The 25,223-nt window shown below is 74.3% G+C and carries 23 protein-coding genes; 8 read left to right on the top strand and 15 right to left on the bottom strand.

Translation table 11 applies throughout. The annotated features are described in order from the left end of the window. Nucleotides 1–299 precede the first annotated feature (299 nt). The 7 genes from ACF08D_RS03255 to ACF08D_RS03225 all read right to left on the bottom strand — a co-directional run bounded on the left by ACF08D_RS03255 (nucleotide 300) and on the right by ACF08D_RS03225 (nucleotide 8,899). Nucleotides 300–1,340: a sugar phosphate isomerase/epimerase family protein gene (locus ACF08D_RS03255; RefSeq protein WP_392220779.1), complete on the bottom strand. Its 1,041-nt coding sequence runs from the start codon at nucleotides 1,338–1,340 to the stop codon at nucleotides 300–302. 10 nt (nucleotides 1,341–1,350) lie between these two features. Further along, nucleotides 1,351–2,511 carry a Gfo/Idh/MocA family protein gene (locus ACF08D_RS03250; protein WP_392221201.1) on the bottom strand — a complete coding sequence of 387 codons (1,161 nt, stop codon included), beginning with the start codon at nucleotides 2,509–2,511 and terminating at the stop codon, nucleotides 1,351–1,353. Nucleotides 2,512–2,683: 172 nt separating this feature from the next. Next, nucleotides 2,684–3,721, bottom strand: a complete 1,038-nt coding sequence (locus tag ACF08D_RS03245; RefSeq protein WP_392220778.1) for a substrate-binding domain-containing protein — start codon at nucleotides 3,719–3,721, stop codon at nucleotides 2,684–2,686. 53 nt (nucleotides 3,722–3,774) lie between these two features. Beyond that, nucleotides 3,775–4,791: an ABC transporter permease gene (locus tag ACF08D_RS03240; RefSeq protein ID WP_392220777.1), complete on the bottom strand. Its 1,017-nt coding sequence runs from the start codon at nucleotides 4,789–4,791 to the stop codon at nucleotides 3,775–3,777. Continuing rightward, nucleotides 4,788–6,338, bottom strand: coding sequence for a sugar ABC transporter ATP-binding protein (locus tag ACF08D_RS03235; RefSeq protein WP_392220776.1), 1,551 nt, complete (start codon nucleotides 6,336–6,338; stop codon nucleotides 4,788–4,790). The genes ACF08D_RS03240 and ACF08D_RS03235 overlap by 4 nt, the downstream gene beginning before the upstream one ends. 228 nt (nucleotides 6,339–6,566) lie before the next feature. Next, nucleotides 6,567–7,748, bottom strand: a complete 1,182-nt coding sequence (locus ACF08D_RS03230; RefSeq protein WP_392220775.1) for an ROK family protein — start codon at nucleotides 7,746–7,748, stop codon at nucleotides 6,567–6,569. A gap of 212 nt (nucleotides 7,749–7,960) precedes the next feature. Then, nucleotides 7,961–8,899, bottom strand: coding sequence for a beta-ketoacyl-ACP synthase III (locus tag ACF08D_RS03225; RefSeq protein ID WP_392220774.1), 939 nt, complete (start codon nucleotides 8,897–8,899; stop codon nucleotides 7,961–7,963). Nucleotides 8,900–9,183: 284 nt separating this feature from the next. On the opposite strand from ACF08D_RS03225, the gene fdhD reads away from it, so the two are divergent. Next, a complete protein-coding gene (gene fdhD / locus ACF08D_RS03220; RefSeq protein ID WP_392220773.1) occupies nucleotides 9,184–10,026 on the top strand; it encodes a formate dehydrogenase accessory sulfurtransferase FdhD in 843 nt (280 codons plus the stop codon). Nucleotides 10,027–10,111: 85 nt separating this feature from the next. Here fdhD and ACF08D_RS03215 read toward each other — a convergent pair whose 3' ends face one another. Continuing rightward, nucleotides 10,112–11,152: a bile acid:sodium symporter family protein gene (locus ACF08D_RS03215; protein WP_392220772.1), complete on the bottom strand. Its 1,041-nt coding sequence runs from the start codon at nucleotides 11,150–11,152 to the stop codon at nucleotides 10,112–10,114. Nucleotides 11,153–11,280: 128 nt separating this feature from the next. On the opposite strand from ACF08D_RS03215, the gene ACF08D_RS03210 reads away from it, so the two are divergent. The 3 genes from ACF08D_RS03210 to ACF08D_RS03200 all read left to right on the top strand — a co-directional run bounded on the left by ACF08D_RS03210 (nucleotide 11,281) and on the right by ACF08D_RS03200 (nucleotide 15,223). Further along, nucleotides 11,281–12,156 carry a LysR substrate-binding domain-containing protein gene (locus ACF08D_RS03210; RefSeq protein ID WP_392220771.1) on the top strand — a complete coding sequence of 292 codons (876 nt, stop codon included), beginning with the start codon at nucleotides 11,281–11,283 and terminating at the stop codon, nucleotides 12,154–12,156. A 295-nt stretch (nucleotides 12,157–12,451) separates the two neighbouring features. Then, nucleotides 12,452–14,275 (top strand): AMP-dependent synthetase/ligase, encoded by a 1,824-nt coding sequence (locus tag ACF08D_RS03205; RefSeq protein ID WP_392220770.1) that lies wholly within the window; start codon nucleotides 12,452–12,454, stop codon nucleotides 14,273–14,275. 114 nt (nucleotides 14,276–14,389) lie between these two features. Next, complete coding sequence (locus tag ACF08D_RS03200) at nucleotides 14,390–15,223, top strand: aldo/keto reductase (RefSeq protein ID WP_392220769.1); 834 nt, start codon at nucleotides 14,390–14,392, stop codon at nucleotides 15,221–15,223. A gap of 83 nt (nucleotides 15,224–15,306) precedes the next feature. Here ACF08D_RS03200 and ACF08D_RS03195 read toward each other — a convergent pair whose 3' ends face one another. After that, nucleotides 15,307–15,612 carry a 4a-hydroxytetrahydrobiopterin dehydratase gene (locus tag ACF08D_RS03195; protein ID WP_392220768.1) on the bottom strand — a complete coding sequence of 102 codons (306 nt, stop codon included), beginning with the start codon at nucleotides 15,610–15,612 and terminating at the stop codon, nucleotides 15,307–15,309. A 104-nt stretch (nucleotides 15,613–15,716) separates the two neighbouring features. On the opposite strand from ACF08D_RS03195, the gene ACF08D_RS03190 reads away from it, so the two are divergent. Further along, nucleotides 15,717–16,517 carry a helix-turn-helix domain-containing protein gene (locus ACF08D_RS03190; protein ID WP_392220767.1) on the top strand — a complete coding sequence of 267 codons (801 nt, stop codon included), beginning with the start codon at nucleotides 15,717–15,719 and terminating at the stop codon, nucleotides 16,515–16,517. Here ACF08D_RS03190 and ACF08D_RS03185 read toward each other — a convergent pair. Both ACF08D_RS03185 and ACF08D_RS03180 read right to left on the bottom strand, forming a co-directional pair. Further along, nucleotides 16,514–16,930: a hypothetical protein gene (locus ACF08D_RS03185; RefSeq protein WP_392220766.1), complete on the bottom strand. Its 417-nt coding sequence runs from the start codon at nucleotides 16,928–16,930 to the stop codon at nucleotides 16,514–16,516. The two genes, ACF08D_RS03190 and ACF08D_RS03185, sit on opposite strands and share 4 nt — an antisense overlap. 150 nt (nucleotides 16,931–17,080) lie before the next feature. Next, a complete protein-coding gene (locus tag ACF08D_RS03180; RefSeq protein ID WP_392220765.1) occupies nucleotides 17,081–17,704 on the bottom strand; it encodes a histone deacetylase in 624 nt (207 codons plus the stop codon). Between the two features lie 138 nt (nucleotides 17,705–17,842). On the opposite strand from ACF08D_RS03180, the gene tdh reads away from it, so the two are divergent. From tdh to ACF08D_RS03165, 3 genes are read left to right on the top strand one after another with little or no spacing between them, the layout of a single operon-like run. Further along, the gene (tdh, locus tag ACF08D_RS03175) at nucleotides 17,843–18,871 is read left to right on the top strand and encodes an L-threonine 3-dehydrogenase (RefSeq protein WP_392220764.1); all 1,029 of its coding nucleotides are present in this window, start codon (nucleotides 17,843–17,845) and stop codon (nucleotides 18,869–18,871) included. 57 nt (nucleotides 18,872–18,928) lie between these two features. Next, entirely contained in the window at nucleotides 18,929–20,110 is a 1,182-nt protein-coding gene (locus ACF08D_RS03170) for a glycine C-acetyltransferase (RefSeq protein ID WP_392220763.1), read from the top strand. A gap of 21 nt (nucleotides 20,111–20,131) precedes the next feature. Beyond that, entirely contained in the window at nucleotides 20,132–21,052 is a 921-nt protein-coding gene (locus tag ACF08D_RS03165) for a LysR substrate-binding domain-containing protein (RefSeq protein WP_392220762.1), read from the top strand. A gap of 49 nt (nucleotides 21,053–21,101) precedes the next feature. Here ACF08D_RS03165 and ACF08D_RS03160 read toward each other — a convergent pair whose 3' ends face one another. The 4 genes from ACF08D_RS03160 to ACF08D_RS03145 form a co-directional block, all read right to left on the bottom strand. Further along, a complete protein-coding gene (locus tag ACF08D_RS03160; protein ID WP_392220761.1) occupies nucleotides 21,102–21,233 on the bottom strand; it encodes a hypothetical protein in 132 nt (43 codons plus the stop codon). Nucleotides 21,234–21,291: 58 nt separating this feature from the next. Then, nucleotides 21,292–21,621, bottom strand: a complete 330-nt coding sequence (locus tag ACF08D_RS03155) for a hypothetical protein (RefSeq protein ID WP_392220760.1) — start codon at nucleotides 21,619–21,621, stop codon at nucleotides 21,292–21,294. 75 nt (nucleotides 21,622–21,696) lie between these two features. Next, nucleotides 21,697–23,049, bottom strand: coding sequence for an amino acid permease (locus ACF08D_RS03150; RefSeq protein ID WP_392220759.1), 1,353 nt, complete (start codon nucleotides 23,047–23,049; stop codon nucleotides 21,697–21,699). A gap of 66 nt (nucleotides 23,050–23,115) precedes the next feature. Further along, nucleotides 23,116–25,221 carry a phage holin family protein gene (locus ACF08D_RS03145; RefSeq protein ID WP_392220758.1) on the bottom strand — a complete coding sequence of 702 codons (2,106 nt, stop codon included), beginning with the start codon at nucleotides 25,219–25,221 and terminating at the stop codon, nucleotides 23,116–23,118. Nucleotides 25,222–25,223 lie beyond the last annotated feature (2 nt).

Below are 25,223 nucleotides of genomic sequence, written 5' to 3'. Positions count from 1 at the left end.
GCCCGCGCGGTGGGTCCGCGCCGGGAGGTTCCGGGACCGGCGTGCGCCGTCACGCCGGTCGTCGGTGCGGTCGGGACACCGGCCCGGGTGTGCCGGGGGTGCCGGAACACCCCACGGGGGTGTCCTGTACACCTCAATGGCCGTGTCAGGGAGGGACGTTAGCCGGGTTGGTCCCCGGCGAGAAGCCCTTGCGCGGGAGTTGGACCGTACTTTTTCCCGCACCGGGACAAAGCGCCGCCGGGCAGGCCGGACCGCCCGGCGGCGGCCACCGCCGCCGGGCCCCCGACCGGCCCCGACACCTACGCGGAGCCCCCGGAGGTGCCCCCGGAGACGTCCCGCGAGGCGCCTTCGAAGGCGGCGTCGAAGGAGGCCGCCGGCGGGTCGAAGTCGTACCGCTTCAGCGTGGCCAGCGCCTCCGGGGCACCGGTCAGCCGGTCCATCCCGGCGTCCTCCCACTCCACCGACACCGGCCCGTCGTAGCCGATCGAGCGCAGCATCCGGAAGACGTCCTCCCACGGCACGTCCCCGTGCCCGGCCGACACGAAGTCCCAGCCGCGCCGGGGGTCGCCCCACGGCAGGTGGGAGCCGAGCCGTCCGTTGCGGCCGTCGAGCCGCCGCCGCGCGTCCTTGCAGTCCACGTGGTAGATCCGGTCGCGGAAGTCGTAGAGGAAGCCGACCGGGTCCAGGTCCTGCCACACGAAGTGGCTGGGGTCGAAGTTCAGCCCGAAGGCGGGGCGCCGGTCCACCGCCTCCAGGGCCCGCCGGGTGGTCCAGTAGTCGTAGGCGATCTCGCTGGGGTGCACCTCGTGGGCGAACCGCACGCCCTCGGCGTCGAAGACGTCCAGGATCGGGTTCCAGCGGGCGGCGAAGTCCTCGTACCCCCGCTCCACCATCGCCTCCGGCACCGGCGGGAACATCGCCACCAGGTGCCAGATCGACGAGCCGGTGAAGCCCACGACCGTCCGCACCCCGAAGGCGGCGGCGGCCCGCGCGGTGTCGGCCAGCTCGCGCGCCGCCCGGCGCCGTACGCCCTCGGGCTCCCCGTCGCCCCAGATCCGGGCCGGCACGATGGCGCGGTGGCGCTCGTCGATGGGGTCGTCGCACACGGCCTGCCCCACCAGGTGGTTGGAGACCGCCCAGCACGTCAGGCCGTGGGCGTCGAGCAGTTCACGCCGCCCTTTCAGATAGGACGGGTCGGCCAGCGCCTTGTCGACCTCGAAGTGGTCGCCCCAGCAGGCGAGTTCCAGGCCGTCGTAGCCGAAGTCGCGGGCGAGGCGGCAGACCTCCTCCAGCGGAAGGTCGGCCCACTGGCCGGTGAAGAGGGTGAAGGGACGGGGCACGGCGGACCTCCTACTGCGGTACGGGGGTGTAGACGGCGTTCTTCGCGGCGCTCTCCTCCACGGCGGCGAGCACCCGCTGCACCCGCAGCCCGTCCGCGAAGGACGGCTCCGGAGCGGTGCCCGAGGCGATGGCGTGCACCAGGTCGCGGGCCTGGTGGGCGAAGGTGTGCTCATAGCCGAGGGCGTGGCCGGGCGGCCACCACGCCTCCAGGTACGGGTGGTCGGGCTCGGTGACCAGGATGCGCCGGAAGCCGGCCGACTCCGCCGGGTCGCCGCCGTCGTAGAACAGCAGCTCGTTGAGGCGTTCCAGGTCGAAGGCGAGCGAGCCCCGCTCGCCGTTGAGCTCCAGCCGCAGCGCGTTCTTGCGGCCCGCGGCCATCCGGGTCGCCTCGCACGACACCAGGGCGCCCGACGCCAGCCTGCCGGTGAACACCGCCGCGTCGTCCACCGTCACCTCCCCGCGCCCGGAGCCCCCGGACCCGCCGCCGGGCGCCGTGAGTCCGGCCGCCGCCCCGGCCGGCAGCGGCCGCTCACGGACGAAGGTCTCGGTGAGCGCCGAGACGCCCACCAGCGGCTCCCCCGCCAGGTACTGCGCGAGGTCCACCACATGCGCGCCGAGGTCGCCGAGCGCGCCCGACCCGGCGTGCTTCCGCTCCAGCCGCCAGGTGAGCGGGAAGTCCGGGTCGACCAGCCAGTCCTGGAGGTAGGTGATCCGGACGTGGCGCAGCGCCCCGAGCCGGCCGCCGGCGACGAGCCCCCGCGCGTACGCCATGGCGGGCACCCGCCGGTAGTTGAAGCCCACCATGGCCACCCGGCCGCGGGCGCGGGCCCGTTCGGCGGCGGCCACCATCGCCTCCGCCTCGGCCACGGTGTTGGCCAGCGGCTTCTCGCACAGCACGTGCTTGCCCGCCTCCAGCGCGGCGACGGCGATCTCGGCGTGGCTGTCGCCGGGGGTGCAGATGTCCACCACGTCCACGTCGTCGCGTACGACGAGGGCCCGCCAGTCGGTCTCGGCGGCGGCCCAGCCGTGCCGGTCGGCCGCCGCCCGCACGGCCGCCGCGTCCCGGCCGCAGACCGCGGCGAGGCGGGGGCGCAGCGGCAGGTCGAAGACGCGCCCGACAGTGCGCCAGCCCTGCGAGTGGGCGGCGCCCATGAACGCGTACCCAACCATGCCGATGCCGAGGGTCCGCTCCCGCCGGGACTCCGGCGCGTGCCGTACGTCCGCTTCCTCCTGCCGTACGTCCGCCGGCCGCGCCGTCCGTGGCCGCCGTGCCGCCGGCCGTTCCTCCTGCGCCATACGGGTTCCTCCTCGTCGGTTGCTCGGTGGGGGCGGGCGGGCCGGTTCAGCTGAAGCCCGTCGGCAGGTACTCGTCGACGTTCTCCTTGGTCACCACCGCGGAGTAGAGGGTGATGGAGGCCGGGATCTCCAGCTCCGCCATCCCTCCGACGCCCTTCTTCTGGCCCAGCGCGCGGGCCAGGTCGATGGCGGAGGCGGCCATGGTCGGCGGGTAGAGGACGGTCGCCTTCAGCACACCGCTGTCCGCCTTGATGGCGTCCATCGCCGACTTGGCGCCGGCCCCGCCCACCATCAGGAAGTCGTCCCGCCCGGCCTGCTGGATGGCGCGCAGCGCGCCCACGCCCTGGTCGTCGTCGTGGTTCCACAGGGCGTCGAACCGCTGCTGCGCCTGGAGCAGCTGGGCCATCCTGGCCTGGCCGGACTCGACGGTGAACTCGGCGGCCTGGCGCGCCACCTTGGTGATGTTGGGGTAGTTCTTCAGGGCGTCGTCGAAACCCTGGGTGCGCTGCTTGGTCAGCTCCAGGTTGTCGAGACCGGCCAGTTCGACGACCTTGGCATCCGGCTTGTCCTTGAGCCGTTCGCCGATGTAGCGGCCGGCGTTGAGGCCCATGCCGTAGTTGTCGCCGCCGATCCAGCAGCGGTACGCCTGCGGGGAGGCGAAGACCCGGTCGAGGTTGATCACCGGGATGCCGGCCTTCATCGCCTGGAGCCCGACCTGGGTGAGGGCCTTGCCGTCGGCCGGCAGCACCACCAGGACGTCGACCTTCTTGTTGATGAGGGTCTGGATCTGGCCGATCTGGGCGGCGGTGTCGTTGGAGCCCTCGGTGATCTCCAGCGTCACCTCGGAGTACTTCTCCGCCCGGCGCTTGGCGTTGTCGTTGATGGCGTTGAGCCAGCCGTGGTCGGCCTGCGGCCCGGCGAAGCCGATGGTGACGGGGGTGCCGGGCTTGTCGTCGGCGGCGGGGGCGCCCCCGGTGGCGGGGGCGGCGTTCTTGGGCTCGTTGCTGGTGCAGGCGGTCAGCAGGGCGCCGGCGGAGACGGCGGCGGTGCCGAAGAGCAGGTTTCTGCGGCTGGTCCGTGGCATGGCGGGGGAACCCTTCCGGTCGGGACGCTCGGGGGGGCGGAGGTGACTGGGCGTCAGAGGTCGCCGGAGCCGCGTGCGGTGCGGCGCTGGACGAGGACGGCGGCGACGATGATGGCGCCCTTGGCGATCTGCTGGACGTCGCTCTGGAGGTTGTTGAGGGCGAAGATGTTGGTGATCGTGGTGAAGACGAGGACCCCGAGGACGGAGCCGACGATGGTGCCGCGGCCCCCGCTGAGCAGGGTGCCGCCGATGATCGCGGCGGCGATCGCGTCGAGTTCGTACAGATTGCCGTTGGTGTTCTGGCCGGAGCCCGCGAGGACGATCAGCAGGAAGGCCGCGATCCCGCAGCACAGCCCGGACAGCAGATAGAGGGCGAGGCGCTGGCGGCGGACGTCGATCCCGGCGAGCCGGGCGGCCTCCGCGTTGCCGCCCACGGCCACCGTGCGGCGCCCGAAGGTGGTCCGGTTGAGCAGCAGCCAGCCGGCGGCGGTGACCGCGGCGAAGACCAGGACGAGCGGCGGGACGCCGAGGACGTACGCGTCGGGCACGCCGAGGTCGAGGACGGACGGCACGGTGACGATCTGGGTCCGGCCCTCGGTGATCTGGAGGGCGAGGCCGCGCGCGGAGGCGAGCATGGCGAGGGTGGCGATGAACGGGACCATCCCGCCGTACGCGATGAGCACGCCGTTCACCAGGCCGCAGCCGAGGCCCACCACCACGGCCGTGAAGAGGATGCCGGCGAAGCCGTACTCCTGGGTGGCGACGGTGGTCGCCCACACCGAGGCGAGGGCGACGATGGCGCCGACCGACAGGTCGATCCCCCCGCCGGTGATGACGAAGGTCATCCCGACGGTCACGACCCCGATGACGGACGCCTGGGTGAGCACCAGTTGCAGGTTGGAGGTGGCGAGGAACTGGTCGGGCCGGGTGATGCCGCCGACCGCGATCAGCACGGCGAGGACCCCGAGGAGGGAGAGGTTGCGGACGTCGGCCCGCAGTCCCAGGGGCGTCCGGCCGCCGGTGCCGGCGGCGGGTGGTGCGTCGGTGGTGACCGGGGCGGGCTGCGTCATGACGCCGGGCTCCCTTCCATCACGAGGTCGAGTACGCGGTGCTCGTCGAGGTCGCGGGCGGGCGCCGTGTGCACCACGCGGCCCTCCCGCAGGACGAGCACCCGGTCGGCGAGGCCCAGCACTTCGGGGACCTCGCTGGAGACGAGCAGCACGGCCAGCCCCTCGTCGGCGAGCCGGCGGATCACGGCGTACAGCTCGGCGCGGGCGCCGACGTCGACCCCGCGGGTGGGTTCGTCGAGCAGGAGGACGCGGCAGCCGCGCAGCAGCCACCGGGCGAGCACGGCCTTCTGCTGGTTGCCCCCGGACAGGGTGCGGACCGGGGCGTCGGGGCGGTCGGGGCGCAGGGACAGCGCGCGGGTGGCGGCGCGGGCGGCGGACCGTTCGGCGGCGCGGTCGATCCAGCCGGCGCGCGCGAAGCGGGACAGGGACGACACGGAGACGTTGCGGGTGACGGATTCGAGCATCAGCAGGCCCTGCGCCTTGCGCTCCTCGGGCGCCAGGCCGATCCCGGCGCGGACGGCGGCGGGGACGCTGCCGGGGCGCAGCGGGCGGCCGTCGACGAGGACGCGTCCGGCGGTGGGGCGCCGGGCGCCGTAGACGGTCTCCAGGATCTCGGAGCGCCCCGACCCGACGAGTCCGGCGAGGCCGACGATCTCCCCGGCCCTCACCCGGAGGTCGACCGGCGCGAACTCGCCGTCCCGGGCGAGCCCTTCGACCGCGAGGACCGGCGGCGCGGCGGAGGTGCCCCCCGTGGTGCCGGTGGTGTCCGGCGGCGGGGCGGGGCGCTCGGGGAAGACGTATGCGACATTCCGGCCGGTCATCATGGCAACGATGTCAGCGGTGGGGGTGTCCCGGGCGGACAGCCCGACGGCGACGGCCCGCCCGTCCTTGAGGACGGTCACCCGGTCGCCGATGCGGCGGATCTCCTCCAGCCGGTGGGAGATGTACACGACGGCCACCCCGGCGGCGGTGAGCTCCTCGACGATCCGGAAGAGGTTGGCGGTCTCGTCGGGGTCGAGCGCGGCGGACGGCTCGTCCATGACGATGAGGCGTACGTCGTGGGAGAGCGCGCGGGCCATGGAGACGATCTGCCGCTGGGCGGCGGACAGTTCGCCGACGGCCCGCGCGGGGTCGATCTCCGGGTGGCCGAGGCGGCGCAGCAGCGTGCGGGTGGCGGTGCGGGCGGCCCGGGCGCGGACGACGAACCGGGCGGTGGTGGGTTCATGGCCCAGGAAGACGTTCTCGGCGACGGACAGCCCCTCCACCAGGTCGAGTTCCTGGTAGATGGTGGCCACGCCGAGCCGCATGGCCGCGCTGGGCGAGCCCAGGGCGACCTGTTCGCCGCGCCAGGTGATCGTGCCGCCGTCGGGCTGGTGGGCGCCGGCGAGGACCTTGATGAGGGTGGACTTGCCGGCGCCGTTCTGGCCGAGGAGGCAGTGCACTTCGCCGGGCCGGACCTCCAGGTCCACGCCGTCGAGGGCGCGGACGCCGGGGAACGACTTGGTGATGCCGGACATGGTGAGCAGGGGTGGTTCCGGTGGTGCCATGACGAATCCCCTCGGCGGATGCGGTACGGAGAGGTACGAGGAGGTGCGGAGAGGTACAGGGCGTACGGAGAGGTACGGGGCGTACGGGGTGTACGGCGGGGCGCGCGGGCAGGGCGGGGCGGCCGGTGGGCGTGGTCACTCACCGGGACGTGCGGGGTGCAACGGGACGTGCGGGACGTGCGGGACGTGCGGGTACGCGGTGGTGCGCCACCGGCCCGTGCGTACGGGTCAGGCCGGCGAGAACAGGTGGTCGCTGATGAGCCGGGCCGCGCCGGTCACCCCGGCGGCGGCGCCCAACTCGCCCAGCACGATGGGGAGGTTGCCGGTGGCCAGCGGCAGCGAGGTGCGGTAGACCTGGGTGCGGACGGCGGCGAGCAGGTTGTGGCCAAGGCCGGTCACCCCGCCGCCGATCACCACCAGGCCCGGGTTGAAGAAGCTGACGAGCGCGGCGATGACCTGGCCGACCCGGTCACCGCCCTCGCGGATCAGGGCGAGCGAGGTGGCGTCCCCGGCGGCCGCCCCGGCGGCGACGTCCGCGCCGGTGAGCCGCCCGGCCGCCGCCAGCCGCCCGGCCAGCTCCTCGGAGTGGCCCGCCCGTGCGGCGTCCTCGGCGTCCCGGGCGAGCGCGGCGCCGCTGAAGTGGGCCTCCAGGCAGCCCCGGTTGCCGCACGCGCACGCCCGGCCGTCCGGGACGACCTGGATGTGCCCGATGTCGCCGGCGCTGCCCGTCGTACCGCGGTAGACCTCCCCGCCGACGACGATGCCGCAGCCGATCCCGGTGCCGATCTTGACGCAGAGGAAGTCCGCCACCGAGCGGGCGACGCCCGCGTGCTGCTCCCCCATCGCCATGAGGTTCACGTCGTTGTCCACCATGACCGGGCAGCCGAGCTCCTGGCTGAGCGCCTCCCGTACGGGGAAGCCGTCCCAGCCGGGCATGATCGGCGGAGCCACGGGGACGCCCTCGGGGAAGCGGACCGGCCCGGGGACGCCGATCCCGGCGCCGTCGAACCCGTCCGCGAGGCCGGACGAGGTGAGCTTGGCCGCCATGGCGAGCACCTGCTCGAACACGGCGACCGGCCCCTCGCGCACGTCCATGGGGTGGTTGAGGTGCCCCAGGACCTCCAGCTCGGCGTTGGTGACGGCCACGTCCACGGAGGTGGCGCCGATGTCGACGCCCAGGAAGCGGAGCCCGGGCGCCAGCCGGATGTTGTGCGACCGCCGCCCGCCGCGCGAGGCGGCCAGACCGTCGGCCACCACGAGCCCGGTCTCCAGCAGCCGGTCCACCTCGACGGCCAGCTTGGAGCGGGACAGGTCGACCTGGTCGCCCAGCTGGGCACGGGAGTTGGGCCCGCCGTCGCGCAACAGCCGCAACAGCCGGGCCTGGTGCGCGTTGGCGGGTCGAGCCGTCATACGTCTCACGCGCCCCTCCCCGCCGTCGTGTCCGGCCTCGGTGTGCTGCTTGCGAGGGAACGTAGCAGCGCTTCGCCGCGGGGGGAAGAAGTTGCGCACCGATCCATGCTTACTTTCTCCACGGCCAGGACAAAGCCCGGCGGCGGAGGCCCGGCCGTGCGGTGGCCGCCCTCCGTGGGGCGGTCACCGGCCGCGGTCAGGACATCGGGGCATCAGGGCACGCGGACGACCTGTCCGGCGTACGAGAGGTTCCCGCCGAAGCCGAAGAGGAGGGCGGGCGCGCCCGAGGGGACCTCGCCGCGCTCGACCAGCTTGCTGAGCGCCATCGGGATGGAGGCGGCCGAGGTGTTGCCGGACTCGGTGACATCGCGGGCCACCACCGCGTTGACCGCGCCGATCCGCTGCGCCACCGGCTCGATGATCCGCAGGTTCGCCTGGTGCAGCACCACCGCCGCCAGGTCCTCGGGCGCGACGCCCGCCCGCTCGCACACCCGGCGCGCGATGGGCGGCAGCTGGGTGGTGGCCCAGCGGTAGACGGTCTGGCCCTCCTGGGCGAAGCGCGGCGGGGTGCCCTCGATCCGGACGGCGTGGCCCATCTCCGGGACGGAGCCCCACAGCACCGGTCCGATGCCCGCGTCGGGCGCGGCCTCGACGACCGCGGCGCCCGCGCCGTCGCCGACCAGGACGCAGGTGGTCCGGTCGGTCCAGTCGGTGATGGCGGTCATCTTGTCGGCGCCGATCACCAGCGCGCGGGCGGCGGACCCGGCCCGTACCGCGTGGTCGGCGGTGGCCAGCGCGTGGGTGAACCCGGCGCAGACGACGTTGAGGTCCATGGTCGCGGGCGCGCCCATGCCGAGCCGGGCCGCGACGCGGGCGGCGGTGTTCGGGGAGCGGTCGATCGCGGTGGAGGTCGCCACCAGCACCAGGTCGACGTCGGCCGGGGTGAGCCCGGCGGCGGCGAGGGCCTTGGCGCCCGCGTGGGCGGCCATCTCGTCGACGGGCTCGTCCGGCCCGGCGACGTGGCGGGTCCTGATGCCGACCCTGCTGGTGATCCACTCGTCGCTGGTGTCGACGAGGTCGGCCAGGTCGGCGTTGGTCAGGACCTTGGCGGGCTGGTAGTGCCCGAGCGCGGCGATACGAGTGCCCGTCATGCCCGGGACCCCCTTGGCTGGCGATGTGCAGGAGCCTCCCAGTCTCGCCAGCGACTGATGAGTAACCGGTCGGGCGAATCGACAGGATTCCCGCCCGCCTCTTGGAGAGTCCGCAACATCGCCCGTCCCGGCCGGTGAACGGGGGCAAGGCTGTACGGAACCGGGGCAAGGCCGTACGGAACCGGCGGGGCCCCGCCGCGGCGGGCCCGCGGGCGGTGGCGGCTCGCGGCCGGAGGACAATGAGGTGGTCAGGGCCGCCGTACGAGGGAACGGGATCGATCAGCATGGGACGGGTCACCGAACGCCGCCGCGTCGTCCGCGTCCGGGACGGAGCCGTCTCGACCCGCCCCGACACCCTGGTCGCCGAGGAACCGCTGGAGATCCGGCTCGACGGGAAGCCCCTCGCCATCACCATGCGCACCCCGGGGGACGACTTCGCGCTGGCGGCCGGCTTCCTGGTCAGCGAGGGCGTGCTGGGATCGGCCGCCGACGTGCGCTCCATCGTGTACTGCGCGGGCGCCCGGGACGACGGGTCGAACACCTACAACGTGGTGGACGTGCGGCTGGCGCCCGGGGTGGCCCTCCCCGACATCTCGCTGGAGCGGAACGTCTACACCACCTCGTCGTGCGGCCTGTGCGGCAAGGCCAGTCTGGACGCGGTGCGCACCAGGACCCGGTTCCCGGTCGCCGACACTCCCCCGCTGCGGGTCGGGTCCGGGGTGCTGGCGGCCCTCCCGGACCGGCTGCGCCGGGAGCAGCGGGTCTTCGCGTCGACCGGCGGGCTGCACGCGGCGGCGCTGTTCTCGGAGGACGGCGAGCTGCTCGACGTGCGGGAGGACGTGGGGCGGCACAACGCGGTGGACAAGCTGGTCGGCCGGGCGCTGCGGGAGGACCTGCTGCCGCTGGACCGGGCGATCCTGCTGGTGTCCGGGCGGGCGTCGTTCGAGCTGGCCCAGAAGGCGGTGATGGCGGGCATCCCGATGCTCGCGGCGGTGTCGGCGCCGTCGTCGCTCGCCGTGGACCTGGCCGCCGAGACGGGCCTGACGCTGGTCGGCTTCCTGCGGGGCCCGGACATGAACGTGTACGCGGGCGAGCACCGGATCGTCCTGCCGGACGCCCGGGCCTGACCGCGCCCGGCCGCCGGACCGCGACCGGCCGCGCCGGCCCCGCCCCGTGACGGCCGCCGGCCCCGTCCCCCCGGCCGCCCGGCGGTCAGCGGGGTGCGGCGGGGGCGGCCGGGTCCGCCGTACGGCCGGGCTCCCCCGACGGGTCCGGCTCGCCCGCCCGGTCCGGGTCGCCCGCCCGGCGCCGGGCGATCACCGCGCACACCATCAGCTGCATCTGGTGGAACAGCATCAGCGGCAGCACCGCGAGGGACGCGTGCGCGCCGAACAGCACGCTCGCCATCGGCAGCCCCGCCGCGAGGCTCTTCTTCGACCCGGCGAACTGGATGGCGATCCGGTCCTCCCGGCCGAAGCCCAGCCGCCCGGCCCCGTACCAGGTGAGCGCCAGCATCACGGCGAGCAGCACCGCCTCGACGCCCAGGAGCGCGGCCAGCCGGCCGGGGGTCACCCGGTGCCAGACGCCGCTCACCATGCCCTCGCTGAACGCGGCGTACACCACGAGCAGGATCGAGCCCCGGTCGGCGTACCCCAGGACCTTGCGGTGCCGGGCGAGGAACCCGCCGATCCAGCGGCGCAGCGCCTGGCCGGCGAGGAAGGGCACCAGCAGCTGCAGGACGATCCGCACCAGCGCGTCGGCGGAGAGGCCGCCGCCGGAGCCGGGCAGCAGGAGGGCGGCGAGCAGCGGGGTGAGGACGATCCCGGCGAGCGACGAGAAGGAGCCGGCGCAGATCGCGGCGGGGACGTTGCCGCGCGCGAGGGAGGTGAAGGCGATCGACGACTGGATCGTGGACGGCACCAGGCACAGGAAGAGCAGCCCGCCGTAGAGCGCGGGTGTGAGGACCGCCGGGACGAGCGGGGCGGCGGCCAGCCCCAGCAGCGGGAAGACGACGAAGGTCGCGGCCAGCACGGTGACGTGCAGCCGCCAGTGGCGCAGTCCGTCCAGCGCCTCGCGGGTGGACAGCCGCGCCCCGTACAGGAAGAACAGCAGGGCGACGGCGCCGGTGGACAGGCCGCCGGTGACCTCGGCGGCGGTGCCCGAGGCGGGGAGGAGGGCCGCGAGGGCCACCGTGCCGAGCAGCGCCAGTATGTACGGGTCGATCGGCGGCCGGGACAGGGTTGGGCGGCTCATGTGCTCCACGCGCTCTCGGTTCGGGTCGGGCCCGGTCCATCGTCCACCGGGCGCCGCCGATCGGGAAACCCGTACACCGCTCTGACTGCCATCACGGATCACGATGACCGCGCGCTAGCGTGGGGAGGGTGTACGAGCCGACGCAGCTGCGGACCTTCCTGGCCGTGGCGCAGACCCTGAGCTTCACGCGGGCCGCCCGGCGTCTCGGGCTGCGCCAGTCGACCGTCAGCCAGCATGTGCGGCGACTGGAGGAGGCGGCGGGGCGGGCGCTGTTCACCCGGGACACCCACAGTGTGGCGCTCACCGAGGACGGCGAGGCGATGCTCGGCTTCGCCCGGACGATCCTCGCGGCGCACGAGCGGGCGGCGGCCTTCTTCGCCGGGACGCGGCTGCGCGGGCGGTTGCGGTTCGGGGTGTCGGAGGACTTCGTGCTGACCCGGCTGCCCGAGGTGCTGGAGTCGTTCCGGCGCGAGCACCCCGAGGTGGACCTGGAGCTGACGGTCGGTCTGTCCGGGACCCTGCACGAGAAGCTGGCCGCCGGGCGGCTGGACCTGGTGCTGGCCAAGCGGCGGGGCGGTGACGCGCCCGGCCGGCTGGTCTGGCACTCGACGCTGACCTGGATCGGCGCGCCCCGGCTGCGGCTGGACCCGGACCGCCCGGTGCCGCTGATCGTCTTCCCGCCGCCCGGGATCACCCGGGCCCGCGCGCTGGAGGCGCTGGAGGCGCACGGGCGGCCCTGGCGGATCGTGTGCACCAGTTCGAGCCTGAGCGGGCTGATCGCCGCCGCGCGTGCCGGGCTGGGCGTGATGGCCCACACCCGGGGGCTGATCCCGCCCGGTCTGGTGCCGGTGCCCGCGCGGGCGGGCCTGCCGGAGCTGGGCGACGTCGACTTCGTCCTGCTGCACGGCCGCCCGCGCGGGTCCGCCCAGGAGGCGGCGGACGCGCTGTCGGCGGCGCTGCTCGCGGGCGGCGACCGGCTGCACACCACGCCCCCGTCCCGGTGACACGGCCGCTCCCCACGCCCCCGTCCCGGTGACGCCCCGGGCGGGGCGGTGTCGGCCCGCCCGGGGCGGCGGTGAGCGGGGCGTGCAGATGCGGTGGGTTTTCGTGGAGATTCCCCCACCCACTACTTACCCGGCGGTCAGTAGTCTCGGCGCCCCCGCGCCTCTGGCCGGGCACGAGGCGTCTGACCTGTGGCGATGGGGTAGGCGCGGGGTTCGTGAAGCCCCTCCCGCACGGGTCCGGCGTGGGGTACCGTCACCCTCCGCCGTGCGGAGCGCCACCCCGAGGAGCAGCCCCTTGCGTGAGTTCACTGTCCCGCCCCTGGCGACGGCTCCCCCGGTCGGCGGGCTGGCCGACGCCGTGTTCACGCACGCGGAGGACGATCCGGACCGGGTGGTGCTGGGCCGCAAGGGCGCGGACGGCCGGTGGACCGATGTGACCTCGGCCCGCTTCCGGGACGAGGTGCTGGCGCTCGCCAAGGGCCTCCTCGCGGACGGGGTCCGCTTCGGCGACCGGGTCGCCATCATGGCGCGCACCCGCTACGAGTGGACGCTGTTCGACTTCGCCCTGTGGACGGTGGGCGCGCAGTCCGTGCCGGTCTATCCGACCTCCTCCGCCGACCAGGTCCACTGGATGCTGCACGACGCCGAGGTGACGGCGTGCGTGGTGGAGCACGAGGACCACGCCATGACCGTCGGGTCGGTGATCGACCGGCTGCCGCACCTGAAGCGGCTGTGGCAGCTGGACGCCGGCGCGGTCGCCGAGCTGGTGGCCGCCGGGGAGCGCATCGACGAGGAGGTCGTGCAGCGGCACCGGCGGGCGGTGACACCCGAGTCGGTCGCCACCGTGATCTACACCTCCGGGACGACGGGCCGCCCCAAGGGGTGCGTGCTGACCCACGCGAACTTCATGTTCGAGGCGGACACCCTGGTCGGCCGCTGGGAGCAGGTCTTCCGCTCCCGGCCGGGCGACGAGGCGTCGACGCTGCTGTTCCTGCCGCTGGCGCACGTCTTCGGGCGGATGGTGGAGGTCGCGGCGGTCCGCAAGCGGGTCAAGTTCGGCCACCAGCCGGAGCTGGCGGCCGGTCCGCTGCTGGCGGACCTCGCGGCGTTCCGGCCGACGTTCGTGCTGGCCGTCCCGTACATCTTCGAGAAGATCTTCCAGGCGGCGCGGCGCCGGGCGGAGGCCGACGGCCGGGTGGGCCCCTTCGACAAGGCCGTCGAGGTGGCGGTGCGGTACGCGGAGGCGCTGGAGAACAAGGCGTTCGGGATGGGGCCGGGCCCGTCGGCGGCGCTGCGCGTGCAGCACCAGTTCTTCGACAAGGTGGTGTACGGCCGGGTCCGTGACGCGCTGGGCGGCCGGATGCGGCACGCCATGTCCGGCGGCTCGGGGATGGCCCGGCGGCTGGGGCTGTTCTTCGCGGGCGCGGGCGTCACCGTGTACGAGGGGTACGGGCTGACCGAGTCGGCCGCGGCGGCCACCGCCAACCCGCCGGAGCGCACCCGGTACGGCACGGTCGGCCCGCCCATCCCCGGCACGACCGTGCGGATCGCCGAGGACGGCGAGGTGTGGCTGCGGGGCCCGCACGTCTTCTCGGGGTACCTGGGGGACCCGGCCGCGACCGCCGCCGTGCTCCGCGACGGCTGGCTGGCCACCGGCGACCTGGGCGCGCTGGACGAGGACGGCTATCTGACCATCACCGGCCGCAAGAAGGAGGTCCTGGTGACGTCGGGCGGCAAGAGCGTGCCGCCCGGCGGGCTGGAGGAGCGGGTGCGGTCCCACCCGCTGGTGGCGCAGTGCATCGTCGTCGGCAACGACCGCCCGTACATCGCGGCGCTGGTGACCCTCGACCAGGAGGCGGTCGAGCACTGGCTGGCGATGCAGAACAGACCGCCGCTGCCGCCCGCCGAGCTGGTGCGCGACCCGGCGCTGGAGACCGAGATCCGGCGGGCGGTGGTCGCCGCGAACACCCTGGTGTCCCAGGCCGAGTCGATCCGCACGTTCCGGATCCTGGCGCACCCCTTCACCGAGGAGCACGGGCTGCTGACGCCGTCGCTGAAGCTGAAGCGGAAGGCGATCGAGGCGGCGTACGCGGCGGAGGTCGAGGCGCTGTACCGGTGACGGACCGGGCGCCGCCGACGCGACCGGACACGACCGGGTGCCGCGGGAACAGGTGCGCGGCTGTGATCGTTGATGCTGGGAGTACCAACCGACGACGCAAAGGATCGACCGCTCGTGAGCAAGGTCCCCTCCATCACCCTCAACAACGGCGTCACCATGCCGCAGCTCGGCTTCGGTGTCTGGCAGGTGCCCGACGACGAGGCGGCGAAGGCGGTGGGCACGGCCCTGGAGGCCGGATACCGCAGCATCGACACCGCAGCGATCTACGAGAACGAGAAGGGCACCGGCGAGGCCCTGCGCGCCTCCGGGATCGCCCGCGAGGAGCTGTTCGTCACCACCAAGCTGTGGAACGCGGAGCAGGGTCATGACGCGACCCTGCGCGCGTTCGACGCGTCGCTGGACCGCCTCGGCCTGGACTACGTCGACCTGTACCTGATCCACTGGCCGGTGCCCTCGAAGGACCTGTACGTCGAGACGTACAAGGCGTTCGAGAAGATCCACGCGGACGGCCGCGCCAAGGCGATCGGTGTGTCGAACTTCCTGCCCGAGCACCTGGAGCGGCTGCTCGGCGAGACCTCCGTGGTGCCGGTGCTCAACCAGATCGAGCTGCACCCCCAGCTCCAGCAGGCCGAGGCGCGGGCCTTCCACGCCCGGCACGACATCCGCACCGAGGCGTGGTCGCCGCTCGGCCAGGGCCGGGGCCTGCTGGAGGTGCCGACGATCGTGGCGATCGGCCGCAAGCACGGCAGGACGCCCGCGCAGGTCGTGCTCCGCTGGCACCTCCAGCTGGGGAACGTGGTGATCCCCAAGTCGGTGACGCCGTCGCGGATCGCGGAGAACATCGACGTGTTCGGCTTCGAGCTGGACGCCGACGACCTGGCGGCCCTCGCCGCGCTCGACGAGGGCAAGCGGCTGGGCCCGGACCCGGCCACCTTCGCCGCGGCCTGACAGCCCGGCGCCCGCCCGGCGCCCGTCCGGCGCCCGCTCCCGTCGCGTACGGGGGCGGGCGCCGCGCCATGTGGGCCCCGGGGTTATTCCGCGCCGTGCGCGGGCGCGATCTCCTCGACCCGGGCGGCGAGCCCGAAGTCCTTCTCGGTGACGGCGCCGCCCGCGTCATGGGTGTTCACGGTGATGTTGACGGTGTTGTAGCCGAGCGTCAGGTCGGAGTGGTGGTTCAGCTCCTCCTGGATGCGCGCGACGTGGACGACCATGGCGGCGGCGGCGAAGTGCGTGCCGAGCCGGTAGGTGCGGGCGATCCGGTCGCCCTCCTGGGACCAGCCGGGGAGTTCGCGCAGCCGGTCCTCGATCTCCTTCTGCGACAGCGGCTCAGTGGGCATGTCCGGTGCTCCCTCCGGTACGGGGCGGGCGTTGACGACGTGACCGTGACGATACGGTCCGCCGCCCCGCGCCCGTGGTCAACACGTGGGTTACGGTCTGCGGTATGACAACTGCCGTGACCGGTACCGGAGTAGGGCCCCTGCTGCGCGGCTGGCGCGAGCGGCGGCGGCTGAGCCAGCTGGAGCTGGCGCTGCGCGCCGACTCGTCCGCCCGGCACATCTCCTTCGTGGAGACCGGCCGGTCGCGGCCCAGCGAGGAGATGGTCCTGCGGCTGGCCGAGCACCTGGAGGTGCCGGTGCGCGAGCGGAACGCCCTGCTGCTGGCGGCGGGCTACGCCCCCCGCTACTCCGAGACGTCGCTGGACGACCCGTCCCTGGGCACACTGCGGGCGGGCATCGAGCAGCTGCTGACCGGGTACGAGCCGTACCCGGCGGTCGTCGTCGACGCCACGTACACCGTGCTGGCGGCGAACCGGGGCGTCACCCTGCTGATGGACGGGCTGCCCGCGCATCTGCTGACGCCGCCGCTGAACGTCATGCGCCTCACCCTGCACCCGGAGGGCCTCGCCCCGAGGATCCGCAACCTGCGGGAGTGGCGCGGGCACCTGCTGGCGCAGATGGAACGGCAGATCGCCCTGGTCCGCTCCGAGCCGCTGCGGCGGCTGTACGAGGAGGTCGCCGCCTACCCGCTGCCCGCGGCCGCCGGCCCGGACGACCGGGAGGACCCGCATCCGTACCCGTACTTCGCGCTGCCGCTGCGGATCGAGCACGACGGGCGGCTGCTGTCCTTCGTGTCGTCGATCTCGACGTTCAACACGCCGATGGACGTGACCGTCGCCGAGCTGGCCATCGAGACGCTGCTCCCGGCCGACCCGGCGACGGTTGCGTACCTCCGGTCGCTCTAGCCCTCCGCCGCCCGCAGGGCGGACCACTGCAGCACGGCGAACCCCGCCACGGTCGCGGCCTGCATCGGGATCCACACGGCCCCGGCGGTGCTGGGCGTCAGCCAGGCGACGAGCGCGACGACGCTGGTCACCGCCCACAGCGCGTTGGCGTCGACGACCAGCTTGACCGGCGCGGCGGGCGGCTGCGGCCGGGAGGCGAGGTAGCCGACCCCGGCGGCGAACGCGGTCAGGAACAGGCCGAGTGCGAGCAGGAGCGTCGCGTCGACCCCGAGGAGCCGCCCGAGCGGCCCGGCGGCGACCGCGTAGGCCAGCCCGTTGGCCCCGGTGACGACGGCGTCGAGGGCGAGGAAGCGGCGCAGCATGGTCCGCGGCTCGGTGGTGCGGGAGATGCCGGCGAGCAGGGCGTGGGACATGGTGGAGCCTCCGTCGGGGTTCGTACGGCCGGGTGCGGGCCCGGATCCCGGCCGGAGTGCGCCGGCCGGGTTCCGGTGACCGCAACGATGCCCGCGCCGCCGGGGGCCGGTCGATTACCCGCGAGGTCATGCGGGCGCCGCGGCCGGGGGTCAGGCGGCGATCAGGTCCAGGACCAGGCGGGGCGTCCAGTGGCCGGCGGCGCCCGGCCGCGATGCCAGGTAGCCGGCGATCTCGTCCGCCGTCCAGGCGCCCGTCGCCATGAGGCCGGCGGCCAGGTGCCGGAGGTAGCCGGCGGCCGGGGCGTTCCACTCGACGTCGTCCATGCGCCAGGGGGCGGTGAAGGTGAGCATCGGCAGCCCGTCGAGGGTGCCGGGGCGGACCAGGGTCTCGTACCGTCCGCCGCCCAGCACCGCCCTGCCCTCGCGCAGCACCTCCGTGAGGTCGAGGTCGGTGTCCGGCCCGGGCTCGCGGTACATCTCCTGGGCCGCGATGTCGGAGAACTGCCCGGCCGTGACCCGGTGCGCCCGGGCCAGGACGCGGCCGGGCGCGTCCGGGTCGTAGAAGGCGCGCCCGCCGGTCCATACCGCGGACTCGGTGGCGAAGTACAGCGCGCCCGGCAGCTCCACCGGCACGGAGGCGGCCGGCATGCGGCGGTCGCGGCACCCGGGGCAGGCGCGGGCGCCGCCCGGGGGCGCCCCGCCGAGGATGTAATGGGCCAGCCGGTCGACATGGGTGTTGGAGCCGTAGGACGTGTACCAGACCTCCGCCGTCATGCGTCGAACGTAACGGGCGTGGCGCGTGAAGCTCCGCTGTTGACCCGCTTAAGAAAACCTCGATGGACGCGGCGGGCGCGGGTGGGCAGATTGGTGCGGGTTCGAAGATCTCCCTCTCCCCCGGCTGGAGCCGCACCGATGAAGGCACTTGTCAAGCAGAAGGCCGAGCCCGGTCTCTGGCTCATGGACGTGCCCGAGCCCGAGACCGGGCCCGGCGACGTGCTGATCCGGGTGCTGCGCACCGGCATCTGCGGCACGGACCTGCACATCCGGTCGTGGGACGGGTGGGCGCAGCAGGCGGTGTCGGCGCCGCTGGTGCTGGGGCACGAGTTCGTGGGCGAGGTGGCGCGGGTCGGCGCCGACGTGGCGGACATCGCGGTGGGCGACCTGGTCAGCGGCGAGGGCCACCTGGTGTGCGGCAAGTGCCGGAACTGCCTGGCGGGCCGCCGCCACCTGTGCCGCGCCACCGTCGGCCTGGGCGTCGGGCGGGACGGTGCGTTCGCCGAGTATGTGGCGCTGCCCGCGTCGAACGTGTGGGTGCACCGGACGAAGGTGGACCTGGACGTGGCCGCGATCTTCGACCCGTTCGGCAACGCCGTGCACACCGCGCTGTCGTTCCCGCTGGTCGGCGAGGACGTCCTGATCACGGGCGCGGGCCCGATCGGCATCATGGCGGCGGCGGTCGCCCGCCACGCGGGTGCGCGCAATGTGGTGATCACCGATGTGAGCGAGTCGCGGCTGGAGCTGGCCCGCAAGGTGGGCGCGACGCTGGCGGTGAACGTGGCCGGCACGACCATCGAGGCGGCGCAGCGGCAGCTGGGGCTCAAGGAGGGCTTCGACGTCGGCCTGGAGATGTCCGGCCGGCCCGAGGCGATGCGGGACATGGTCGCCAACATGACCCACGGCGGCCGGATCGCGATGCTGGGCCTGCCGGCGGAGGAGTTCGCCGTCGACTGGTCGAAGATCGTCACCTCGATGATCACGGTGAAGGGCATCTACGGCCGGGAGATGTTCGAGACGTGGTACGCGATGACCGTCCTGCTGGAGGGCGGCCTCGATCTGACGCCCGTGATCACCGGAAGCTACGGCTACCGGGACTTCGACGCCGCGTTCGACGAGGCGGCGACGGCCCGCAGCGGCAAGATCATCCTCGACTGGACCGCCTGATTTCGGCTCACTCGCCGAGCCCCCTCCCCCTCACCACCCCCGCAAGGAGCATTCCTCATGTACGCGTCCGTCCGTGACGAGCTGCGCGCCACCCTCGGCGAGATCCGCGACGCCGGGCTCTACAAGCCGGAGCGGGTCATCGGCACCCCGCAGAGCGCGACCGTGTCCGTGCCCTCCGGCGACGTGCTGAACTTCTGCGCCAACAACTACCTGGGCCTCGCCGACCACCCCGAGGTGGTCGCCGCCGCGAAGGAGGCGCTGGACCGCTGGGGCTACGGCATGGCGTCCGTGCGCTTCATCTGCGGCACCCAGGAGATCCACAAGGAGCTGGAGCAGCGGCTGTCGGCGTTCCTGGGGCAGGAGGACACGATCCTGTACTCCTCCTGCTTCGACGCCAACGGCGGTGTCTTCGAGACCCTGCTCGGCCCCGAGGACGCCGTGATCTCCGACGCCCTCAACCACGCGTCGATCATCGACGGCATCCGGCTGTCCAAGGCGCGCCGCCACCGCTACGCCAACCGCGACATGGCGGACCTGGAGAAGCAGCTCAAGGAGACGCAGGACGCGCGCCGGCGCCTGATCGTCACCGACGGCGTGTTCTCGATGGACGGCTATGTCGCGCCGCTGCCGGAGATCTGCGACCTCGCCGACCGGTACGACGCCATGGTGATGGTGGACGACTCGCACGCGGTGGGCTTCACCGGACCGGGCGGGCGCGGGACGCCCGAGCTGCACGGGGTGATGGACCGGGTGGACATCATCACGGGCACGCTGGGCAAGGCGCTGGGCGGCGCGTCCGGCGGGTACGTGGCGGCGCGGGCGGAGATCGTCGAGCTGCTGCGCCAGCGTTCGCGCCCGTACCTCTTCTCCAACTCGCTGGCGCCGGTGATCGCCGCCGCGTCGCTGAAGGTGCTGGACCTGCTGGAGTCGGCCGGTGACCTGCGGGAGAAGCTGGAGGCCAACACCAAGCTGTTCCGTACGAGCATGACGGAGGCGGGCTTCGAGATCCTGCCGGGCGACCACGCCATCGCGCCGGTGATGATCGGTGACGCGGCCGAGGCGGCGCGGATGGCGGAGCTGCTGCTGGAGCGCGGGGTGTACGTGATCGGCTTCTCGTACCCGGTGGTGCCGATGGGCCAGGCCCGGATCCGGGTGCAGCTGTCGGCGGCGCACTCGACGCGGGACGTGGAGCGGGCGGTGGCGGCGTTCGTGGACGCGCGGGCCGCGATGGCCGGCTGACGGCTGGGGGACAATGGCGGGGTGATCGACCCCCGGCGACTGCGTGTGCTGCGGGCCGCGGCGGACCACCGTACGGTGACCGCCGCGGCCGCGGCGCTGTATCTGACCCCGTCCGCCGTGTCGCAGCAGCTCGCCGCGCTGGAGCAGGAGACCGGGCATGTGCTGCTGACCCGCAGCGGCAAGGGCGTACGGCTCACGGCGGCCGGCGAGATCCTGCTGGAGCACGCCAACGAGGTGCTGGCGCAGCTGGAGCGGGCGGAGGCGGAGCTGGCGGCGTACGCGGGCGGCCGTGCGGGTGAGGTGACGGTCGCCGCGTTCGCGACCGGGATCGCCGAGGTACTGGCCCCGGCGATCGGGCGGCTCGCCGCGACGCGGCCAGGCATCCGGGTGCGGGTGCGGGACGCGGAGGGCGACGAGTCGCTGCCGCTGGTCCTGGACGGCGAGGCGGACGTGGCGCTCGCGGTGGAGTACCGGGGCGCGCCGCGCGAGGGTGACCGGCGGCTGGCGCGGGTGCCGCTGTACGCGGAGCCGTTCGACGCCGTGCTGCACGCGGGGCATCCGCTGGGCCAGGAGCCGGAGGTGGCCCTGGACGCGCTGGCGGGCGCCGACTGGATCGCGCCCTACCCGGGCAATCCGTGCCACGACATGGTGCTGCTGGCGTGCGAGCTGGCCGGTTTCGAGCCGCGGCTGGTGCACTCGTCGGACGACTTCCGGGCGGCGGTGGCCCTGGCGGGCGCGGGCGCCGGGGTGGCGCTGGTGCCGCGGTCGGCGCTGCGGGGCATCGAGCTGAAGGACGTGGTGGTCCGCCCGGTGGCGGGCCCGGCGGCGTTCCGGCGGGTGTTCGCGGCGGTGCGGCGGGGCGCGGAGGAGCATCCGCTGATCCGGCCGGTGCTGGACGCGCTGGCGGGTGCGGCGCGGGGGCTGCCGGCGGCGGACGGCTGAGGCGCGGGCCGGGGCGCGGACCGGCCGGTCCGCGCCCCGGCCGTGGGCGCTACTTCTCGTCGGGTTCGGGCGGCTGGGCCGGGTCGGTGTCGGTGCCGGCGGGTGCCGGTTCGGAGTCGGCGGTACGGGTGGCCTCGGCGCGGATCAGGGCGTTGAGGGCCGCGAAGGGGTCGATGGGCATGGCGGAGTGCCTCCTGCTCGGGTGACGTGGTGGGGGCTGATGTGCGGCGGGGTGCCGCTCAGCAGCGCAGGACCACGCACCGGAGGGCGCGCTCCCCGGGCCGGCTCGCGGGGAGGGGCGCGGCGGGGGGCCGCGGGGCGGCCGGGGGCCGTGCGCGGCGTGGCCCCCGGGGGCGGACGGCCCTCCGGTGGCGCCGCCCGTCGCGGCGGGGCGCCGCCGCCTCCGCCTCGGTGAGGTCGGGGTCGGGCGCGGCGGAGGCGGCGGGCCGGGGCTCGGCGCCCGTGACGGCCGCGGTGCCCCCGGCCACCCCGAGCAGCGCGGCCAGCACCAGCAGCGCGACCAGCACGGCCCGGCGCGTGGCGACGGCGAACCCGAGCGTGCTGGTCATGGGCGTTCCTTTGCCCGCACCCGCCCCCGTTGTGCCGCTCCGCCCCGAGAACCCCCCGATCGGCGGAGCGGGCCGTCAGCCGCGCTGCTTGCGGGCCGCCATCCAGGCGTAGACCAGGACCCCGGCGAAGAGGAACAGGACGCCCTGGTAGACGGCGGCGTAGCCGGAGCCGGCGACCAGCCACATGGAGAAGGCGAAGGCGATCAGGGCCAGCGCGGCGTCGCGGACGAGGCGCGGGCGGTGCACGCGGTCGGTGCGGCCGGTGGCGAGGAAGTAGATCTGGGCCGCCGTGGACAGCAGGTAGGGGACGGTGGCGGTGAAGGTGGTGACGAGCACCAGGATCTCGAACACCCGCTGTGAGCCCGCCGTGTAGTTGTAGACCGTCAGCAGCGAGGCGAGGACGACGGTGACGAGGACGCCGTAGGTGGGCACGCCCCGGCGCTTGTGGGTGAACACCTGGGGGAAGAGGCCGTCCTTGGCCGCGGCGTAGGGGGTCTGGGCGCTGAGCAGGGTCCAGCCGTTGAGGGCGCCGACCATGGAGACCAGGGCCATGCAGGCGACGGCGGTGCCGCCCCAGGAGCCGCCGAACATGGTGTTGACGGCGGCGGAGAAGGGCGCGGTGGACTCGACGAGCCGGTCGTGGGCGACGAGGCCGAAGACGGAGAGGGTGCCCAGCAGGTAGATGACGGCGGCGCCGAGGGTGCCGAGGATGGTGGCCCGGCCGACGTTGCGCTCCGGGTCGCGGACCTCGCCGGCGCTGACCGCCGCGGACTCCACGCCGAGGTAGCTGAAGAGGAGGATGGCGGCGGAGGCGGAGATCGCGCCGACGGCGCCGGAGTCGCCGGCCTGGAAGGGGCCCAGGTTGGCGGAGTCGAAGAAGAACAGTCCGCCGACGGCCACCAGGAGCAGCGGGACGAACTTGAGGACCGTCGCGACGAGCTGGACGGCGCCGACGTACCGGGTGCCGGCGAGGTTGGCGAGGGCGGGGAGCCACTGGAGGACCAGGGCCGCCGCGATGGTGGCGGCCGTGGAGTCCTGGACGGGCAGCAGGACGTCGAGGTAGCCGACGGCGGCGACCGCGAGGGCCGCGTTGGAGACCCAGGTGGTGATCCAGTACGACCAGGCGGCGAGGAAGCCGGCGAAGTCGCCGAACGCCTCGCGCGCGTACACATAGGGGCCGCCGGTGAGGGGGTGGCGCCGGGCGAGGCGGCCGAAGACCAGGGCGAGGGCGATGGCGCCGGCGGTGAGGACCGCGAACGCGACGAGGCTGATGGTGCCATAGGGGGCGACCGAGGCGGGGAGCAGGAAGATCCCGCCGCCGATGATGTTGCCCATGACCAGGGCGGTGGCGATCGGCAGTCCGAAGCTGCGGGCGTGCGGGGACTTCTCGTCGGGGGTGGGGTCGGTGATGGGGGGAGTGCTGGTCATGGGGGGTGGTGCGCCTTTCGCCGTGCAAACCTGAACATGGTCGGGGACGGCGAACGCTGCACCAAATCAGCAGTGTTTGTCCGGCACGACGCGGCCGGCGACCGGAAATGCTTCGTCCGGCAGAGGGCGTGACGGGACTTCCTGAAGGGGCACCTGGGGTCCCTGGCTCTCCCTCAGCCAGCGCCGCAGCACCCGGTGCACCTCCTCGGCGCCCACCAGTTCCGCGCCGTCACCGGCGGGCGGGGACACGGTGCACGGGTACAGCAGGAACGCCTCCGACTGCTCGCCGCCGAGGCCGCCGTGCGAGCCGATCTGCTCCTCGAAGGCGTGCACGGTCCCGGTGGCGGGGTCGTAGCGGGAGTTGACCATGATGTCCGCGACGTGCGGGAAGGAGTCGGTGCGCCGGACGGCGTCGGCCGTGCCGGGGCCGAACGGCGCGAGCGGGCCGTCGTCGTCGGTGAGGTCGTCGACCGGGGCCTCGAAGCCGCCCGGGCCGAGCACCACCGAGCCGTGCCGCTCGCTGCGCACCAGCAGGAAGCCGATGCCGGGGTGGTCGGCGAGGGTGCGCAGCAGGGCCGGGTGGCGGCGCTCGATCTCCTCCCGGGACAGCCGGTACGTCACGTCCGGGAAGGACACCAGGCCCAGGTTCCCGGAGGCCAGCACGATCGGGTCGGAGGTGCGGGGGGCCCGTTCCTCGCGGCCCTCCTCCACCGGCAGGCGCACCGCGCTGCGCAGCGCGCCCCGGGCCTCGGCGCCGCCGGGGGTGTGCCGGGCGCCGCGCGGGACGGGCAGTCCGCAGCCGGAGCGGACCAGGTCGCGCAGGGTGAGCCCGTACGCCGACGCGAACGTCTCGCCGGGGCTCTGGCCGTGGTCGGAGAGCAGCACGATGCGGTACGGGCGGGGCGCGTGCTCGGCGGCCTCGGCGATCAGCGCCAGGGAGCGGTCGAGGCGGCGCAGTACGTGCGCGGCGTCGCGGCTGTGCGGTCCGGAGTGGTGGGCGACCTCGTCGTACGCGACGAGGTCGGCGTACACGGCGGTGCGGCCGGCGAGGACGTCGCCCATGACGGCGGCGACGACGACGTCCCGCTCCACGACGGTGGCGAAGGCCCGGATGAAGGGGTAGAGCCCGCCGCGGCCGACCCGGGGCGTCTCCTTGCGGAGGCGGGAGCGGGTGGACTGGCCGATCTCGCGGCCCACCTCGGCGACGAAGGAGACGGCGGTGCGCACGGCGTTGGCCGGGTCGCGGAAGTAGGCGACGTAGCCGGCGCGGGAGCGGTTTCGGCGGCCGCGGCGGGCGGAGACGGACAGCACCAGGGCGAGCTGGTCGGCTCCGCCGCTGAAGAGGTTGCCGCGGCTGGCGCCGTCGAGGGTGAGCAGGCCGCCGTCGCCGGTGCGCTCTATGGCGCGGCGCTGGAGTTCGACGGCGCTGGCGGGCCGGTTGCTGACCATGAGCCGGCCGGTGTCCTTCTCGTACCAGCGGAAGGCCGGGACGTCGTGGTTGGTGCCGTGCAGGATGGCGAGCTGGCTGGCGCCGGTCTGGCTGGACCAGTCGGTGCGCCAGGACGTGAGGCGGTGGGTGGTGCCCAGCCAGGCGGCGACGGTGGGCATCGTCCCGGTGGCGGCGGCGTCCCGCAGGACCCGGTGCCCGACGCCGTCGAGCTGGAGGAACACGGTGCCGGGCGGGCTGTCCGGGCCGAGTTCCGGCGGCCGGGTCCTGCGCCGGCCGGCGAGCCGGTAGAGGCGGCGGCGGTAGGCGTCGTCGTCGCGTACGGCGAGCGCGGTGGAGGTGGCGGAGGCGACGGCCGACATCACGGCGGCGACCGCCACCGCGTTCTGCGGGTCGGCCTCGCCGCGCCCGTCGGGGACGAGCCAGAGCGCGAACAGCAGCAGCGAGCCGTTGAGGAAGAAGACGAGCAGCCCCAGCACCAGGGCGGGCACCAGCAGCAGGGCCCGGACGACCAGCGGCCACACCAGTGCGCCGAGCAGGCCGAACACCCCGGCGGCCCAGGCGGCGGTGCCGGCGGTGCGGGTGATGGCCTCGCCGTCGTGGGACTGGAGCTGGAAGTCGGGCAGCAGCCCGGCGAGCGCGAGCATGGTGAGGGTGGAGACCGCCCACACCACGACCACGCGCAGCAGGGCACCGCTCGCCGTACGCCATCGTGCCTTTCTCACGC

The organism is Streptomyces sp. NPDC015131 (assembly GCF_043079975.1).
GTDB lineage: Bacteria > Actinomycetota > Actinomycetes > Streptomycetales > Streptomycetaceae > Streptomyces.
Note: the sequence above shows the minus strand (reverse complement) of the source record. Positions and strands in the feature narration are given on the sequence as shown.

Bases quoted from the DNA above. Each gene is read 5' to 3' on its own strand.
- ACF08D_RS03230 (WP_392220775.1), bottom strand. From the start codon at position 7,748: ATGACGGCTCGACCCGCCAACGCGCACCAGGCCCGGCTGTTGCGGCTG.
- ACF08D_RS03150 (WP_392220759.1), bottom strand. From the start codon at position 23,049: ATGACCAGCACTCCCCCCATCACCGACCCCACCCCCGACGAGAAGTCC.
- ACF08D_RS03185 (WP_392220766.1), bottom strand. From the start codon at position 16,930: ATGTCCCACGCCCTGCTCGCCGGCATCTCCCGCACCACCGAGCCGCGG.
- tdh (WP_392220764.1), top strand. From the start codon at position 17,843: ATGAAGGCACTTGTCAAGCAGAAGGCCGAGCCCGGTCTCTGGCTCATG.
- fdhD (WP_392220773.1), top strand. From the start codon at position 9,184: ATGGGACGGGTCACCGAACGCCGCCGCGTCGTCCGCGTCCGGGACGGA.
- ACF08D_RS03225 (WP_392220774.1), bottom strand. From the start codon at position 8,899: ATGACGGGCACTCGTATCGCCGCGCTCGGGCACTACCAGCCCGCCAAG.
- ACF08D_RS03160 (WP_392220761.1), bottom strand. From the start codon at position 21,233: ATGCCCATCGACCCCTTCGCGGCCCTCAACGCCCTGATCCGCGCCGAG.
- ACF08D_RS03195 (WP_392220768.1), bottom strand. From the start codon at position 15,612: ATGCCCACTGAGCCGCTGTCGCAGAAGGAGATCGAGGACCGGCTGCGC.
- ACF08D_RS03180 (WP_392220765.1), bottom strand. From the start codon at position 17,704: ATGACGGCGGAGGTCTGGTACACGTCCTACGGCTCCAACACCCATGTC.
- ACF08D_RS03215 (WP_392220772.1), bottom strand. From the start codon at position 11,152: ATGAGCCGCCCAACCCTGTCCCGGCCGCCGATCGACCCGTACATACTG.
- ACF08D_RS03240 (WP_392220777.1), bottom strand. From the start codon at position 4,791: ATGACGCAGCCCGCCCCGGTCACCACCGACGCACCACCCGCCGCCGGC.
- ACF08D_RS03155 (WP_392220760.1), bottom strand. From the start codon at position 21,621: ATGACCAGCACGCTCGGGTTCGCCGTCGCCACGCGCCGGGCCGTGCTG.
- ACF08D_RS03170 (WP_392220763.1), top strand. From the start codon at position 18,929: ATGTACGCGTCCGTCCGTGACGAGCTGCGCGCCACCCTCGGCGAGATC.
- ACF08D_RS03235 (WP_392220776.1), bottom strand. From the start codon at position 6,338: ATGGCACCACCGGAACCACCCCTGCTCACCATGTCCGGCATCACCAAG.
- ACF08D_RS03190 (WP_392220767.1), top strand. From the start codon at position 15,717: ATGACAACTGCCGTGACCGGTACCGGAGTAGGGCCCCTGCTGCGCGGC.
- ACF08D_RS03245 (WP_392220778.1), bottom strand. From the start codon at position 3,721: ATGCCACGGACCAGCCGCAGAAACCTGCTCTTCGGCACCGCCGCCGTC.
- ACF08D_RS03250 (WP_392221201.1), bottom strand. From the start codon at position 2,511: ATGGTTGGGTACGCGTTCATGGGCGCCGCCCACTCGCAGGGCTGGCGC.